Consider the following 14,960-nt stretch of genomic DNA (forward strand, 5'->3'; position numbering starts at 1 on the left):
AAATATATACACTTTGTCAAATATCGTAAGGGGATGTATATCAATGGCTGAAATTAAATTTGAAGCAACAAAAACTTTTAAGGAAAAACCAGATGTATCCAGCATCGGTTTTGGAACACATTTTTCCGACTATATGTTTGAAATGAATTATAATCGCGAAGACGGATGGCATGATCCTAAGATTGTACCATATCATGATATTTCAGTAAGTCCGGCTAATACAACACTTCATTATGGGCAGGCTATTTTTGAAGGTATGAAAGCATTCCGGCAGCAGGATGGCAAAATCGTTATTTTCCGCACGTTGGATCATTTGAATCGTTTAAACAATTCAGCACGGCTTTTAGATATTCCAAAGGTTGATATCAATACGGTTCATCAGGGATTAAAAAAATTGATTGAAATTGAAAAAGAGTGGGTACCGGCTAAGCTTGGTCAGAGTCTTTATATCAGACCATTTATATTTGCAACGGATCCTTATCTTGGTGTCAGTGTCAGTGATACATATAAGTTATTGATTATCCTTTCGCCAGTAGCCGCTTATTATGCACATGGTTTTGCACCAGTCAAGATTATGGTTGAAGATCATTATGTACGTGCAGTACCGGGGGGGCTTGGTGAGGCTAAGACACCAGCAAATTATGCGGCCAGTCTGCATGCAGGGCTTGTGGCGCATGAAAAAGGGTATGATCAGACATTATGGCTTGATGGCGTAGAACGTAAATATATTGAAGAAGTCGGGTCCATGAATATATTATTTAAAATTAAGGGAGAGATCGTTACACCGTCGCTTTGCGGGAGTATTTTAGGCGGGATCACGAGAAAAACGGTACTTGCTGTAGCTAAAGAGTGGGGCATACCAGTTTCCGAACGACGTATTACGATTGATGAAGTTTGTGAAGCTTATAAAAATGGCGAGCTTGATGAAGTTTTTGGCTCTGGTACAGCAGCGGTTATCTCACCAGTCGGATTGCTTAGTTATAAAGGACAGGATATGATTATCAATGAAGGTAAAATTGGTTCGTTTTCCCAAAAAATGTTCGATCATATAACGGGATTGCAAAGTGGACTTATAAAAGATACACAAGGATTTATTGAAGGAGTAACTAAAATATAATTTCCCCAAAAGTCTCTCGATCATTGCGAGAGGCTTTTTTTTGAAAAAAACAAATAAAATACGACTTTTATCCTATGAAAATTGCAAATAATTGTGGATTTTTTTTTCGGGTGCAACTTTTTAAAAATATCAGCTGATAACAAAGGATTTTGATATTTGAAAAGAGAATAGAAAAAAGAGGTGTAGTAAAGTTGTAAGAAAGATAAATTGAGGAGTTTTGTATATGTCGTTACAATTAAAAGGATTATTATCAACCATTAGCCTCCTTGATTTAGTCGATATCCTGATAGTAGCATTTATTCTCTATAAGCTATATGTCATGCTTCAAGATACCAGGGCAATTACGCTCGTCAAGGGATTGCTTGTTGTATTGGGGTTGACTATGGTCAGTAATTGGCTAGGTCTGCATGTAATTTATTGGTTGTTGCAAAAAACAGTAACTTTATTGTTTGTGGCGTTGCCAATCGTGTTTCAGCCTGAACTTCGCCGGACGCTGGAGCATCTCGGTCAGGGGAAGCTCTTTGGCAGGTCCGTACTGCTCAATGTGGAGGAAGCACGTTCTTTGGTTAATGAATTGGATCGGGCCGTTATGGTGTTGGCACAAAATAAAATAGGGGCGCTGATTGTTTTGGAACAAGAGACGGGCTTGAATGATTTTTGTGCGACGGGTATACAAATTGATGGTCTTGTCACTTCAGAATTTTTGATGAATGTTTTTATTCCCAATACACCACTGCATGATGGTGCAGCGATTATTCGTGGTAAGCGGATGGTAGCAGCGGGTTGTTTGCTGCCACTAACGGAAGATCGGACACTCAGTAAAGAACTTGGAACAAGGCATAGAGCTGCAATTGGTTTATCAGAGCAGTGTGATGCTATTGTCGTGATTGTAAGTGAAGAAACGGGAACAATATCCATTGCTCAAAATGGGAAAATCTATCGTCATTTGGATTCTGAAAAATTAAAGCAAAGTCTGCAGCCGCTATTTGCACCGCAGCCAACCACGCTTAAAGGCGCTTTTGCGAACTGGAGGCATGGAAAATGATAAATCTTGTTCAAAAGAATTTACCAGCAAAAATTATTGCTTTGCTTGTTGCTATTGTTTTATGGTTTTTTGTTATGAGTGATCAAAATCCATCTATGGATAGCAGCTTTTCGATTCCGGTAGATATAGTAAATGCACCGGATGGCTATAAAATCAGCCGCAATGTGGATACTGTAACCTTGAAAGTCCGTGGAGCACGTTCCTTGTTTGCAACAACTTCTGCTTCGGATCTAAAAGCCTATGTTGACTTAAAAGGTATCACGGAAGGCAGACATGCGGTGAAGATCCAGTCGATATTGCCACCGGGGTTTGAACTCTTAGAAACATCGCCGGAGACCATTTCTTTTTCAATTGATAAAATCATACAAAAGCAAATTCCAGTTGAACTGGCTGTTGCGGGAGCACCTGAGACAGGTACGACAGTCGGGAAGGTTCTGCCGTCCGTGCAGAGTGTTACCATTGAGGGACCAGGCAGCGTTATTGATACAGTCACTCGTGTTATTGCAAATGTGAATGTGGCAGGGAATCGGAGTGATTTTTCGGTTACAGTTCCATTGACTGCTGTTAATGCCGATGGCAAGGAAGTTGAAAGTGTAAAGATTATGCCGCAGTCTGTTGATGTAGTGGTTGCTATTGTAAAAGGAGTGGCTAAAAAAATGGTTGGCATTAAGCCTGTTCTTGGTTCGGATTTACCAGCTAATTATGTTGTAAATGGAATGAAATTTGATCCGGACAAGATTGAGATTACTGGTGATCAAAAGCTAATTGATCCGATTAGTTTTATTGAAACGGAAAAAATATCTTTAGCGGATATCATAAAACCAGTCAAAAAAGATGCAAAACTGGTTTTGCCAGCAGGAATTACAGTGACAAATGATACAATAACTGTTACTATTGATGTTGCAGAAAAAAAGTAATGGAATAAGGAGGGTACGATACGTGTTACGTATTATAAATTTTCATGTACCTTTTGACGATGAATCTCCATTGACGGACCTTGCAGCAAAACGGTTACAATTACCACCCCAAGCTGTGCTTGAGGTGGTAATTGTTCGTAAGGCTGTTGATGCGAGACGTTATAAAAACGCACCGATTTGTTTTGTCTATATAGTCGATGTAAAAGTATCCGTGCCAGAAAAGAAAGTTTTGGCGAGATTGCGTGGGGACAAAAATGTAGAGACTGCCAAACATCCGGCAGGTGAGTCAGTAGAATATGGGAGCCAAATGCTTGACTGCAGGCCGCTGGTCATTGGTTTTGGACCGGCTGGTATGTTTGCGGCCTTGACACTTGCCAGACACGGCTACCGACCTTTAGTTTTGGAACGAGGTCGTGATGTTGACAGCCGAAGTCGGGATATTCAACATTTTTGGCAAAGTGGTGAATTGAATGAAAGTTCAAATGTGCAGTTTGGCGAAGGCGGTGCAGGCACCTTTTCAGATGGTAAGTTGACGACACGCATTAATGATCGTAAAATGATGGATGTATTAAAAATGTTTGTTGATGCTGGAGCACCGGAAGAAATCCTTTATTTACAAAAACCACATATTGGCACGGATTTACTAAAGACCATTGTGAAAAATATTCGTCAGGAAATCATTGCGTTAGGTGGTACGGTGAAGTTTGAATCGCTGGTAACAGATCTTGGTATCGAGGCTGAACAGTTAAAATATGTCATTGTAAATCATGAACAAAAGATTTTTTGCAATGCAGCTTTAATGGGAATTGGTCATAGTGCCAGAGATACGTATACCATGCTTCATGATAAACAGGTCGCTATGGAGGCGAAAGCTTTTGCAATTGGGGTTCGTATTGAACATCCGCAGACAACAATTGATCAGGCTCAGTATGGGAATGATTCAAAAAGCCCAAGACTTGCAGCAGCCGAGTATGCCGTAACATTTCAAGATAAACAGACGGGCCGTGGAGCTTATTCTTTTTGCATGTGTCCTGGTGGTCAGGTTGTAGCTGCGACATCGGAAGAAAATCAGGTTGTGACGAATGGCATGAGCAATTATCAGCGTGCTTCAGGTATTGCCAACAGTGCTTTGCTGGTTACAGTTACGCCGGATGATTTTGGCACGCAGGTTTTAGATGGCATAACGTTTCAACGTAAGTATGAAAAACTTGCTTTTTTGTGTGCAGGCAGCGATTATAAAGCACCGGTACAAACGGTAGGAGATTTTCTTAAAGGTACAAAGGGATCAATGGATTTTTTGACAAGACCTACATACAGGCCTGGGATAAAACCTGTTGATTTAAGGGAATGTCTTCCAGGGTTCGTTACTGATACATTGCAGCATGCACTGCCTTATTTTGGCAGTAAAATAAAAGGATTTGATGATTCGGGCGCTGTGATGACGGGAATAGAAACACGTTCATCTGCACCGTGTCGAATTATTCGAAATCGTGATAATTTTGTATCCATCAATACGGGTGGGTTATATCCGATGGGCGAAGGTGCAGGTTATGCTGGCGGCATCATGAGTGCTGCGATTGATGGTATGAATGCAGCTTTTGCGTTTATGCGAATTTACAAAGCCTAAATGAAGATTATTTTGGATTGTAGAAAATAAAAAATTTATAGGTCTTGGGAAGAGATGAAGGGAGAATGATTCATGGCTAGACTTTTTGGAACAGATGGGGTGCGCGGTGAGGCGAATATTGATCTTACGCCGGAACTTGCTTATCGATTGGGCAGATCTGCTACGATACTTTTTGGTGAGGATACGCCGCATCAGCCGGTGATTTTAATTGGTCGTGATACGCGTATTTCAGGGCAGATGTTTGAATCGGCACTTGCGGCAGGAATCTGTTCAGCTGGTGGGAAAGCACTTATAGCGGGGGTTATTCCGACACCGGCAATTGCCTATTTAACAAAAAAATTAAAAGCACAGGCTGGTATTGTAATTTCGGCTTCGCATAATCCGTTTCAGGATAATGGAATTAAGTTTTTTGGCGGGAATGGTTATAAACTGCCAGATGAAGTGGAAGATAAACTGGAAGAACATGTACATGAAATTGAAGCTGGCAAACATCTGTTTAGACCAACTGGTGATAAAATTGGTACTGTTGAATATCGGCATGACTTAGTGCAGGATTATATTAATTTTGTTACAGGTACGGCTGATGATAGCTTTAACGGCTTAAAAGTAGTTTTAGACTGTGCAAATGGCGCAGCCTATGAATCGATGCCAACGGTACTTAAACGTCTTGGAGCTAATGTCATTGTAACGAATGCAAAACCAAATGGAGTGAATATCAATGCAGGCTGCGGATCGATGCATTTGGATACTTTGCAAAAAGCAGTACTTGAACATAAAGCTGATTTTGGGATTGCCCATGATGGTGATGCGGATCGCTGCTTATGTGTTGATGAAAAAGGTAATATTATTGATGGTGACCGCATTTTAGTTATGTGTGCACTGGAAATGATGAAAAATGGTCGTCTAAAAGACAATACGGTTGTATCAACGGTTATGGCGAATATCGGTTTTCATCAGGCTATTAAAACAGCGGGTGGTCATGTTGAAGTGACTAATGTTGGGGATCGTTATGTACTGGAAAATATGCTGGAACATGGCTATAATCTGGGCGGTGAACAGTCAGGCCATATCATATTCAGCGAGTTTAGTACAACGGGTGATGGTTTGATTACCGGCATACAGGTGCTTTGCTCGATTAAACGCAGTGGTAAAAAAGCATCGGAACTTTCTGAACTGATGACAAGTTACCCGCAGCTATTGGTAAATGTTCGTGTGGCGACAAAAGATGGCTGGGAAGAAAATGGCGCTATTTGTAAAGCGATTGCTTCCGGGAATGATGAGCTTGGGGAAAGCGGCCGTATATTAGTTCGTCCATCCGGTACGGAATCTTTGATTCGTGTGATGGCAGAAGGTGCTGATCAAGAGCAGCTAGATGTGATTTGTCATCGTATCGCGGGGATCGTGAAAGAAGAACAGGGCTAACGAAAAAGTAAATGAGTCGTTCGAATAGAACCAAAAAGTATCTGTAGAAACAGGGGCTTTTTGGTTCTATTCAACGGTCATTCTTTTATTTGCAATCGAATCTAAAATGTGATAGTATATTTTCAATAGTTATAGTTTTTTCGCAGTGATGTGAAAAAACGTAAGATATCCGATTACAGGCAATGAAGAAGAGAGTACATGTTTGGTGGCAGTTTAGAGATGAAATCCCTGGCTGAAAGATTTCTCTGTTTAGAATATGGAAAGTAGCTTTGGAGTTGCTGCATTGAACTTAAGTAGATGCAGCCGCAGATGCAGCGTTATGGCATTGGAGTTTTATGAGGCTTTGCTTTATAAAAAAACTTAGGTGGTACCACGAGAGTAGTCTCTTTCGTCCTTTGCGGATGAAAGGGATTTTTTTATTTGTATTTTATTTTAGGGAGGATTCTTTTTATGGAAGAAAGTAACATACCAAAAGTTTATGATCCACAATCATTTGAAAAAAAATGGTATAAATATTGGGAAGAAAAGAACTTATTTCATGCGGAGGTAGAAGCCGATAAAAAACCTTACAGCATCGTTATTCCCCCACCAAATGTGACGGGGCAGCTTCATATGGGGCATGCTTTGGATAATACGTTGCAGGATATTTTGATTCGCTGGCGTCGGATGCAGGGGTATAATACACTTTGGATGCCGGGGTGTGATCATGCTGGTATTGCAACGCAGGCTAAGGTGGAAGAGGCACTTCGTAAAGAGGGGAAAAGTCGTCATGATCTGGGGCGCGACAAATTTTTGGAACGCGTTTGGGATTGGAAAAATCAATTTGGCAGTCATATTACGATGCAGCTGCGGAGTTTGGGTTCTTCGTGTGATTGGGAACGGGAACGTTTTACAATGGATGAAGGTTGCTCAAAAGCCGTTCGTGAAGTATTTGTCAGCCTTTATAATAAAGGATTGATTTATCAGGGAACTCGCATTACGAATTGGTGTCCTCACTGTAGTACCGCTCTCAGTGATATTGAAGTAGATCATGAAACCGAAGCTGGTCATTTCTATCATTTGCGCTATCAGGTCGAAGATACAGCTGAGTATGTTCAGATTGCAACAACGCGTCCGGAAACTATGTTTGGTGATACTGGGGTGGCTGTACATCCCGAGGATGATCGTTATAAACATCTAATTGGAAAAACTTTAATTTTACCGCTTGTCGGCAGAAAAATTCCTGTTTTTGCGGATGAATATGTAGATCCAGATTTTGGTACCGGAGCTGTAAAGGTTACGCCAGCACATGATCCGAATGATTTTGATATGGGCCAGCGTCATGGCTTGGAACAGATTGTTGTGCTGAATAATGATGCTACAATGGCAAGCAATACGGGTAAGTATGCTGGAATGGACCGATATGAATGCCGCAAACAACTGATTGCTGATTTAAAAGAACAGGGGTTTTTGATTAAAATTGAAGACCATGAACATGCAGTCGGACATTGTTCACGCTGTCGTACTACGGTAGAACCGCTTGTTTCAAAACAGTGGTTCGTGAAGATGGAATCTCTGGCGAAACCGGCCATTGAAGCAGTAAAAAGTGGAGATATTCAGTTCGTACCGGAACGCTTTACGAAAATTTATACGAATTGGCTGGAAAATATCCGTGACTGGTGTATTTCACGTCAACTTTGGTGGGGACATCGTATTCCAGCTTGGTATTGTGATGATTGTGGTCAGACAAGCGTTGTAGGTGAAGATCTGACAACTTGTCCAAAATGCGGAAGTACGCATATTCATCAGGATGAAGATGTTCTTGATACTTGGTTTAGTTCCGGATTATGGCCTTTCGAAACAATGGGCTGGCCGGATAAGACCCCTGAACTCAAGCAGTTTTATCCTACGAGTGTTTTAGTTACGGGATACGATATTATTTTCTTCTGGGTAGCACGCATGGTTATGATGGGGCTGGAATTTGGCAAGGATATTCCATTTAAACATGTTTTTATTCATGGACTTGTTCGTGATTCGCAGGGGCGAAAAATGAGTAAATCGTTGGGGAATGGTATTGATCCGGTTGAAGTAATCGACAAATATGGAGCGGATACATTGCGCTTCATGCTCATTACAGGCAATACGCCAGGTAATGATATGCGCTTTTACTGGGAACGTGTTGAATCAGCGCGGAATTTTGCCAATAAGTTATGGAATGCTTCTCGCTTTATGTTGATGAATTTAGAAGGATTTGATAAGGGTTTTGTACCGGAAAAGTCAGATTATACATTGGCTGATCAATGGATTTTGAGTCGTTATGCTAAAACCGTACAAGATGTTACGAATAATCTGGAGAAATTTGAACTTGGTGAAGCTGGACGTACGATTTATGAATTTATCTGGAATGAATTTTGCGATTGGTATATAGAATTATCGAAAGCACGTCTTTATGACACCAAAGCTGTTAGGGCTCGCCAGACAGCACAGTACGTGCTTGGTTATGTATTAGAACATACTTTGCGCCTTTTGCATCCGTTTATGCCGTTTATTACCGAAGAAATTTGGCAGCATATTCCGCATGAAGGAGAAAGTGTTATGGTTTCTGCGTGGCCAGCCGATGAAATGAGTAAAATTGACGATGCAGCAGAAACGAATATGACAGCGATTATGGAAACAATCAAATCGATTCGGAATATGCGTGCGGAAGTGAAAGCTGTTCCAAGTAAAAAAAGTGCAGTGGTGCTTCATTTTGCCAGTGAAACGCTTCAAACTGTTTTTGCGTCAAATCAAGGTTATTTAACAGTACTTGCATCCGCACAGCCTATTACATTGGAATCACTGGCAGAGGGCAAACCAGAAAATGCTATGACTGCCGTTGTAAATGGTGTGGAAATTTATTTGCCGCTTAAGGGTTTGATCGATGTGGAAAAAGAAACAGCACGTCTTAATAAAGAACTGGATATGTTGGACAATGAAATCAAACGTGTGACAGGTAAATTATCGAATGTTGGTTTTATTGGCAAAGCACCGGCAGAACTCGTGGAAAAGGAACGGGAAAAACAAAAAGGTTTTGAAGAAAAACGGTCAGCTGTCCAGGAGCGCTTAGTTTATCTTGCTACGTTGTAAAGGACTTGAAAATATGAATTATCAGGAAACATTACTGTATTTAGACAGTTTGAATACATTTGGTATAAAATTGGGTTTGGAACGAATTACAAGTTTATTAGAACGAATGGATCAGCCGCAGAATCGTTATAAAACGATTCACGTTACGGGGACCAATGGTAAAGGATCAACAACGAATATGCTTGCAGGTATTTTGACGCAGGCGAAGATCAAGACGGGGATGTATACATCCCCGCATCTTGTATCTTATACGGAGCGAATGCAAATTGATGGTCACCAAATTCGTGAAGCGGATTTTGCGAATTGTATCAGTCAGGTAAAGTTGTGTGCCGACCAGATGGTTGCAGATGGCAATGAAAGCCCAACGCAGTTTGAAGTTTTGACGGCTGGCGCATTTTTGTATTTTGCTAATATGAAGGTAGAATATGCTGTCATTGAAGTCGGGTTGGGTGGACTTCTTGACTCAACGAATGTGATTGTTCCCGAGGTATCTGTTATTACCAATGTTACCTTTGAACATGCCGATCGTTGTGGCGGCACGCTGGCGGGAATTGCTGCACATAAAGCTGGCATTATTAAAGAAGGTGTGCCTGTAGTAACGGCAGCTGATGGCGAAACCTTGCAGATTATTCGTGAAACAGCTCATGCTAAAAATTCTGATATTTTTGTTTCAGGTGAAGATTTTTCCGCTGCCTTTATAGCGTTTGATGGGCACAAACAAAAATTAGCCTTTTCATCTCGCTTACTAGGGGCATCCGAAGAATATTTTTTACGGGTTTTAGGAAAGCATCAAATTGAAAATAGCTCTTTGGCGATTATGACAGCACTGTTAATTCATAATCAAGATAGCCGTGTAACGATGGAAGGAATTGGTCATGCACTGGATTTAGCTACCTGGGCGGGGCGCTTTGAGATCATGAATCAAAACAATCAGAAGATTCTTGTTGACGGAGCTCATAATTTGGCAGGTATGAAGGTTCTACGGAGTAATTTAGATTCCTATTTTCCGGCTCAGGAACGTGTTATTTTATTGGGAATCTTAAAGGATAAAGATGTGGACGGTATGATTGAAACATTAATTCGACCAATTGATACGGTGGTTGTTACAGAGCCAAGCTCGGACAGGGCTGCAATGCCGGATTATATTGCGAAAAAAATCAAATCGCAGCATGTAGAAGCCTATATTGATATTCCGGAAGCTTTGGCACGGGCGCAGGAACTTGCTGGAAGCAATCGTTTATTATGTATAGCGGGATCTTTGTATTTGATTGGTGAAGCCCGTCAATTGCTGTTAACAGAACAATAGTTTTTAGGGGAAAGGGAATCTTCCATTTTGACAGAAATTTTGTTGTTGGTTGATTTCCTTTTTGTCTTAGTGATAAAATAAATAATAAAAGGTGAGATCGTGAGTACATTGAAACAAGAGCGATTATTAGGTGATTTAGACCGTTTGATTTTTTATGCGATTTTGGCATTGGCATTTTTTTTGGCCTTATTTCCAGCTTTGGCGACAGTTTCGCTGATCATAGGAAGCTTTTTTTGGTTTATTAAACTATATATCACCAAAGGAAAAACATTCAAAAGGACGCCGTATGATATAGCGATTATTACTTTTGTGGTTATTTCAGGCTTGTCCGTGTTTGTTTCACCAGACCCGGCTTTTAGCTTTTATAATTACTACCATCTTGTTGGCCGTTATGTTTTTACCTATTTGCTGGTGGTTCAGAATATAGTTAAGATGCAGCAAATAAAACAGATTGTCTATGCACTTGGTTTATCCGCTGTTTTTGTTGTTGGCTATGGGTTTTATCAATCGATACATGGAATTGATATCAGCAGTATGAAATGGGTGGATGGGGAGGCTTTTCCAGAACTTAAAACGAGAGTCTTTTCAACGTGGGAAAATCCCAATATCTTAGCAGGCTATCTTGTTGTGATCATGTCGATTGTGTTTGGTCTGTTTTGTAAGTTGGCAGATAAAAAACAACGAGGAATTTTAACAGCATTTTTTTGCCTGCTTGGTATTTGCCTTGGCTTGACCTATGCACGCGGGGCTTGTTTGACACTAGCCCTGGTGATTGCTGGGTATGGGATTTTGCAGAATCGAAAAATACTAGCTGGTTTTATCGTATTAGCCATTATGCTTTTGACATTTGATGCGGCTTTGTATGAGCGGCTTTTATCCATTTTTACGAAAGTAGACACTTCATCTGAAATGAGATTTGCTCTTTGGGAAAGTACGATGGCAATGATTTTGGATCATCCGCTTTTAGGGATTGGCTGGGGTTCGTATTGGATGGTGTATCCGGAATATGATTTTTATATTAATAATCCGGCGGTTCGAATCGTTCATGCCCATAACTTATATTTGAATTTTGCAGCAGAAATAGGTCTTGCTGGTTTTATGAGTTTTATGGTTTGTATGCTTGGCCATATGAGTTTGGCACTTTCGAATACACATTTAAGAGAATCAAAATTTTTAAATGGACTATTGCTGGGGTGTGGCTTGGCGATTGTGTCTATTTTACTGAATGGTTTTACGGATTATGTTTTGTTTAATATTGAATCATCAATGCTGTTTTGGTTTTTGTGTGCGCTGATTGTGCTCATTACTCGACAATCGCTGGATTGAATATTTTGATTGGCAGCAATCTGAATGTTTGTTACCAAAACGTTAAAGGATTTTACAGTTTGATTACGAATAATACTATTTATGTATGTATATCGCGTTTATCTGAGGATAGTCGTTTGAGGAGGACTTGGTTTGAAGGGACAAATTGTAATATCGAAAGCGACAATTGATCGCTTACCCTTATATTTTCGTACACTTCGTTTAGCACAAGATGAAGGAATTGATATCATTTCATCGGATGAGTTAGGCCGGCGTTTAGGTATCACACCAGAGCAGATTCGCAAAGATCTAGCATCGTTTGGTCAATTTGGCAAAAAAGGCGTAGGCTATTATGTGAACGAATTAAAACGCAATGTTGGTGAGATTCTGGGACTGGATAATCATTGGAATATTGCAGTGATTGGTATTGGTCATTTAGGTGCAGCTTTGGCAAATTATCAAAACTTTGTCACTTTGGGGTTTAACCTCGTGGCACTTTTTGATCAAGATCCCGGCGTAATCGGATCGACGGTCAACCATGTGAAGGTTGAAGACATTATGAATTTAGACGAGATTATAAAAGAGAGAAACATTCATATTGGTATTATTGCTGTTCCGGCGGCTTTTGCCCAAGGGGTAGCGGATAAACTTGTTGCCGCTGGTGTACGCGGAATCTGGAATTTTGCTCCAATCAAAATGAAAGTTCCAGATTTCATGCATATTGTAAATGAAGATTTATCTGTGGGGCTTAGCAGTCTGTCTTATCATATTACGAGAAAATAATCATAAAAATTTTGCCAACTGATTTTTCTGAAAAATTAGCGTAAACCTAGGAAAACCAAATAAAGTTTGAACAAAATTTCACAAATGCATAAAATAAAAATAAAAAATGCCGTCAAGAATACGTAGTGTCTATCTTGACGGCATTTCTTTGTAGTGGTATGCTTGTCAATGGGATATAACTAATACATGTTGTTATTATAATCTTTAATTATAAATATCTACGAATGATTTATAATTTATTTATGATTAATTGATGTGTTTTATCTCGGATTATGTATAATAAATATATTGTGTTAGTGAAAAGATTACAGGCCAATATTTTTGACCTACCGAGGGAGGATTTTATCAATGATTGATATTCTCGATCGTGTGCGAAATACCGCATTGCATGCGAAGATCGTTAGTGCCGAAGAAGCTGCTGCTTTCATTAAGCCTAATATGAACGTTGGTACAAGTGGATTTACCCCAGCAGGGTATCCAAAAGCAGTTCCTTTAGCATTGGCTAAACGAATGGAAAAAGAACCATTTCAAATCAATTTATGGACGGGCGCATCTGTTGGTAAAGAACTAGATGGTGCTTTGGCAAAAGTCCATGGTATCAAAAGACGTATGCCATATCAGACAAATAAAGATTTGCGCGCTCAAATCAATAATGGTGAAGTACAATACTGTGATTTGCATTTAAGCGAATCCGCACAACTGGCACGTTATGGCTATATGGGTGGAAAAATTGATGTAGCAATTGTTGAAGCTTGTGCGATTACGGAAGATGGCAATATAATCCCTACAACTTCGATGGGGAATGCAGCTTCTTATGTTCAGACTGCAGATGTAGTCATTGTTGAAGTTAATACATCACAGCCAATTGAACTGGAAGGTATGCATGATGTATATGTTCCACTTGATCCACCACACCGTTTACCGATTCCTGTTGTAAAACCAAATGATCATATCGGCACACCATATATTCCATGCGGTTTGGATAAAATTAAATACATAGTAGCATGTGATATAAAGGATGATGTTCGTCCATTTGGTGAAATTGATGAAAATTCACATAAAATATCACAGTACATTATTGATCTTTTCCATAAAGAAGTAAAAGAAGGCCGTTTGCCTGCAAATTTACTCCCAATACAATCTGGTGTTGGTAATGTTGCCAATGCAGTAATCAGTGGATTTGTTGATTCAGATTTCACCGATCTTTCAGTGTATACGGAAGTTATTCAAGATGGTATGTTTGATCTGATTGATGCTGGCAAGCTGAGCTTCGCATCGGGCACCTCTTTATCACCATCACCAACAGGTTTAGACCGTTTTTATAATAATATAAAAGAATATCGTAAAAAATTACTGCTTCGTCCACAAGAAATTGCGAATAGTCCCGAAGTAGCACGTCGTATCGGGATTATTGCGATGAATACAGCAATTGAATGCGATATTTATGGTAATGTAAATTCAACCCATATTATGGGTACAAAAATGATGAATGGTATCGGCGGTTCAGGAGATTTTGCTCGTAATGCATATTTAACATGTTTCTTCACAGCATCAACGGCAAAAGATGGTCTTATTTCTTCGATCGTTCCAATGTGCTCGCATATCGACCATACAGAACATGATGTAGATATCATTGTTACGGAACAGGGACTTGCTGATTTGCGCGGTTTGAGTCCGAGAGAACGTGCCCGTGTTATCATCGAAAATTGTGCACATCCAGATTATAAACCAATGCTTATGGACTATTTTGAAAGAGCTGATAAGGCCACAAAACATGCCCATACTCCTCACTTACTAAAGGAAGCATTATCATGGCATGAAAGATTTGTAGAAACAGGTACAATGAAGCAATAAGGTAGGAGGCAAAAATTATGAGTAATGATAAAGTAAAAGCTGACTTGGCTGCCTATGAAGCCAAAGTAGAAAAAGCAATCGCGAAATTCCCGGAACGGGCTAATATTCCAAAACAGCGTATTTATACACCGCTTGATATTCAAAATACAGATTATGCCGATGAAATCGGATTCCCCGGGGTATATCCTTTCACTCGTGGCGTACAGCCTACGATGTATCGTGGTCGTTTTTGGACAATGCGTATGTATGCAGGGTTTTCCACTGCCGAAGAATCCAACAAACGGTATCGCTATTTGATTGAATCCGGTGCTACAGGTCTTTCCTGCGCATTTGACTTACCAACGCAGATCGGTTATGACTCCGATGATGATATCTCGGAAGGTGAAGTTGGTAAAGTAGGGGTTGCTATTGATTCGCTCGCAGATATGGAACTTCTTTTTGATAAAATTGATCTTGGTAAAGTTTCGACTTCCATGACG

11 protein-coding genes and 1 other annotated feature are annotated in these 14,960 nt (G+C 40.1%); all 11 genes read left to right on the plus strand.

Annotated features, from left to right (window positions below):
* Positions 1-43: 43 nt before the first annotated feature.
* Positions 44-1,117, plus strand: coding sequence for a branched-chain amino acid aminotransferase (locus F606_RS0113825; RefSeq protein ID WP_019554481.1), 1,074 nt, complete (start codon positions 44-46; stop codon positions 1,115-1,117).
* 223 nt (positions 1,118-1,340) lie between these two features.
* A complete protein-coding gene (gene cdaA, locus F606_RS0113830; RefSeq protein WP_019554482.1) occupies positions 1,341-2,162 on the plus strand; it encodes a diadenylate cyclase CdaA in 822 nt (273 codons plus the stop codon).
* Entirely contained in the window at positions 2,159-3,079 is a 921-nt protein-coding gene (locus tag F606_RS0113835; protein WP_019554483.1) for a CdaR family protein, read from the plus strand. Before cdaA ends, F606_RS0113835 begins: the two co-directional genes overlap by 4 nt.
* A 22-nt stretch (positions 3,080-3,101) precedes the next feature.
* Complete coding sequence (locus F606_RS0113840) at positions 3,102-4,706, plus strand: NAD(P)/FAD-dependent oxidoreductase (protein ID WP_019554484.1); 1,605 nt, start codon at positions 3,102-3,104, stop codon at positions 4,704-4,706.
* Positions 4,707-4,778: 72 nt separating this feature from the next.
* Positions 4,779-6,128 (plus strand): phosphoglucosamine mutase, encoded by a 1,350-nt coding sequence (glmM, locus tag F606_RS0113845; RefSeq protein ID WP_019554485.1) that lies wholly within the window; start codon positions 4,779-4,781, stop codon positions 6,126-6,128.
* Positions 6,129-6,301: 173 nt separating this feature from the next.
* Positions 6,302-6,527 (plus strand) — a binding site (T-box leader).
* 51 nt (positions 6,528-6,578) lie between these two features.
* Complete coding sequence (locus F606_RS0113850; protein WP_019554486.1) at positions 6,579-9,233, plus strand: valine--tRNA ligase; 2,655 nt, start codon at positions 6,579-6,581, stop codon at positions 9,231-9,233.
* A gap of 13 nt (positions 9,234-9,246) precedes the next feature.
* A complete protein-coding gene (locus tag F606_RS0113855) occupies positions 9,247-10,539 on the plus strand; it encodes a bifunctional folylpolyglutamate synthase/dihydrofolate synthase (protein ID WP_026329400.1) in 1,293 nt (430 codons plus the stop codon).
* 99 nt (positions 10,540-10,638) lie between these two features.
* Entirely contained in the window at positions 10,639-11,865 is a 1,227-nt protein-coding gene (locus tag F606_RS0113860; RefSeq protein ID WP_019554488.1) for an O-antigen ligase family protein, read from the plus strand.
* A 132-nt stretch (positions 11,866-11,997) separates the two neighbouring features.
* A complete protein-coding gene (locus F606_RS0113865) occupies positions 11,998-12,627 on the plus strand; it encodes a redox-sensing transcriptional repressor Rex (RefSeq protein ID WP_019554489.1) in 630 nt (209 codons plus the stop codon).
* 348 nt (positions 12,628-12,975) lie between these two features.
* Positions 12,976-14,481 (plus strand): succinyl-CoA:acetate CoA-transferase ScpC, encoded by a 1,506-nt coding sequence (locus F606_RS0113870; RefSeq protein WP_019554490.1) that lies wholly within the window; start codon positions 12,976-12,978, stop codon positions 14,479-14,481.
* 17 nt (positions 14,482-14,498) lie between these two features.
* The coding region (locus tag F606_RS0113875; protein WP_026329401.1) for a methylmalonyl-CoA mutase family protein at positions 14,499-14,960 on the plus strand (462 nt) is incomplete at its 3' end.

Source organism: Propionispira raffinosivorans DSM 20765 (assembly GCF_000381065.1).
Classification (GTDB): Bacteria; Bacillota; Negativicutes; order Selenomonadales; family Selenomonadaceae; genus Propionispira; species Propionispira raffinosivorans.

Excerpts from the sequence above, each read along its gene's own strand:
- F606_RS0113855 (WP_026329400.1), top strand. The coding sequence starts at position 9,247 with ATGAATTATCAGGAAACATTACTGTATTTAGACAGTTTGAATACATTT.
- glmM (WP_019554485.1), top strand. The coding sequence starts at position 4,779 with ATGGCTAGACTTTTTGGAACAGATGGGGTGCGCGGTGAGGCGAATATT.
- F606_RS0113825 (WP_019554481.1), top strand. The coding sequence starts at position 44 with ATGGCTGAAATTAAATTTGAAGCAACAAAAACTTTTAAGGAAAAACCA.
- F606_RS0113835 (WP_019554483.1), top strand. The coding sequence starts at position 2,159 with ATGATAAATCTTGTTCAAAAGAATTTACCAGCAAAAATTATTGCTTTG.
- F606_RS0113850 (WP_019554486.1), top strand. The coding sequence starts at position 6,579 with ATGGAAGAAAGTAACATACCAAAAGTTTATGATCCACAATCATTTGAA.
- cdaA (WP_019554482.1), top strand. The coding sequence starts at position 1,341 with ATGTCGTTACAATTAAAAGGATTATTATCAACCATTAGCCTCCTTGAT.
- F606_RS0113870 (WP_019554490.1), top strand. The coding sequence starts at position 12,976 with ATGATTGATATTCTCGATCGTGTGCGAAATACCGCATTGCATGCGAAG.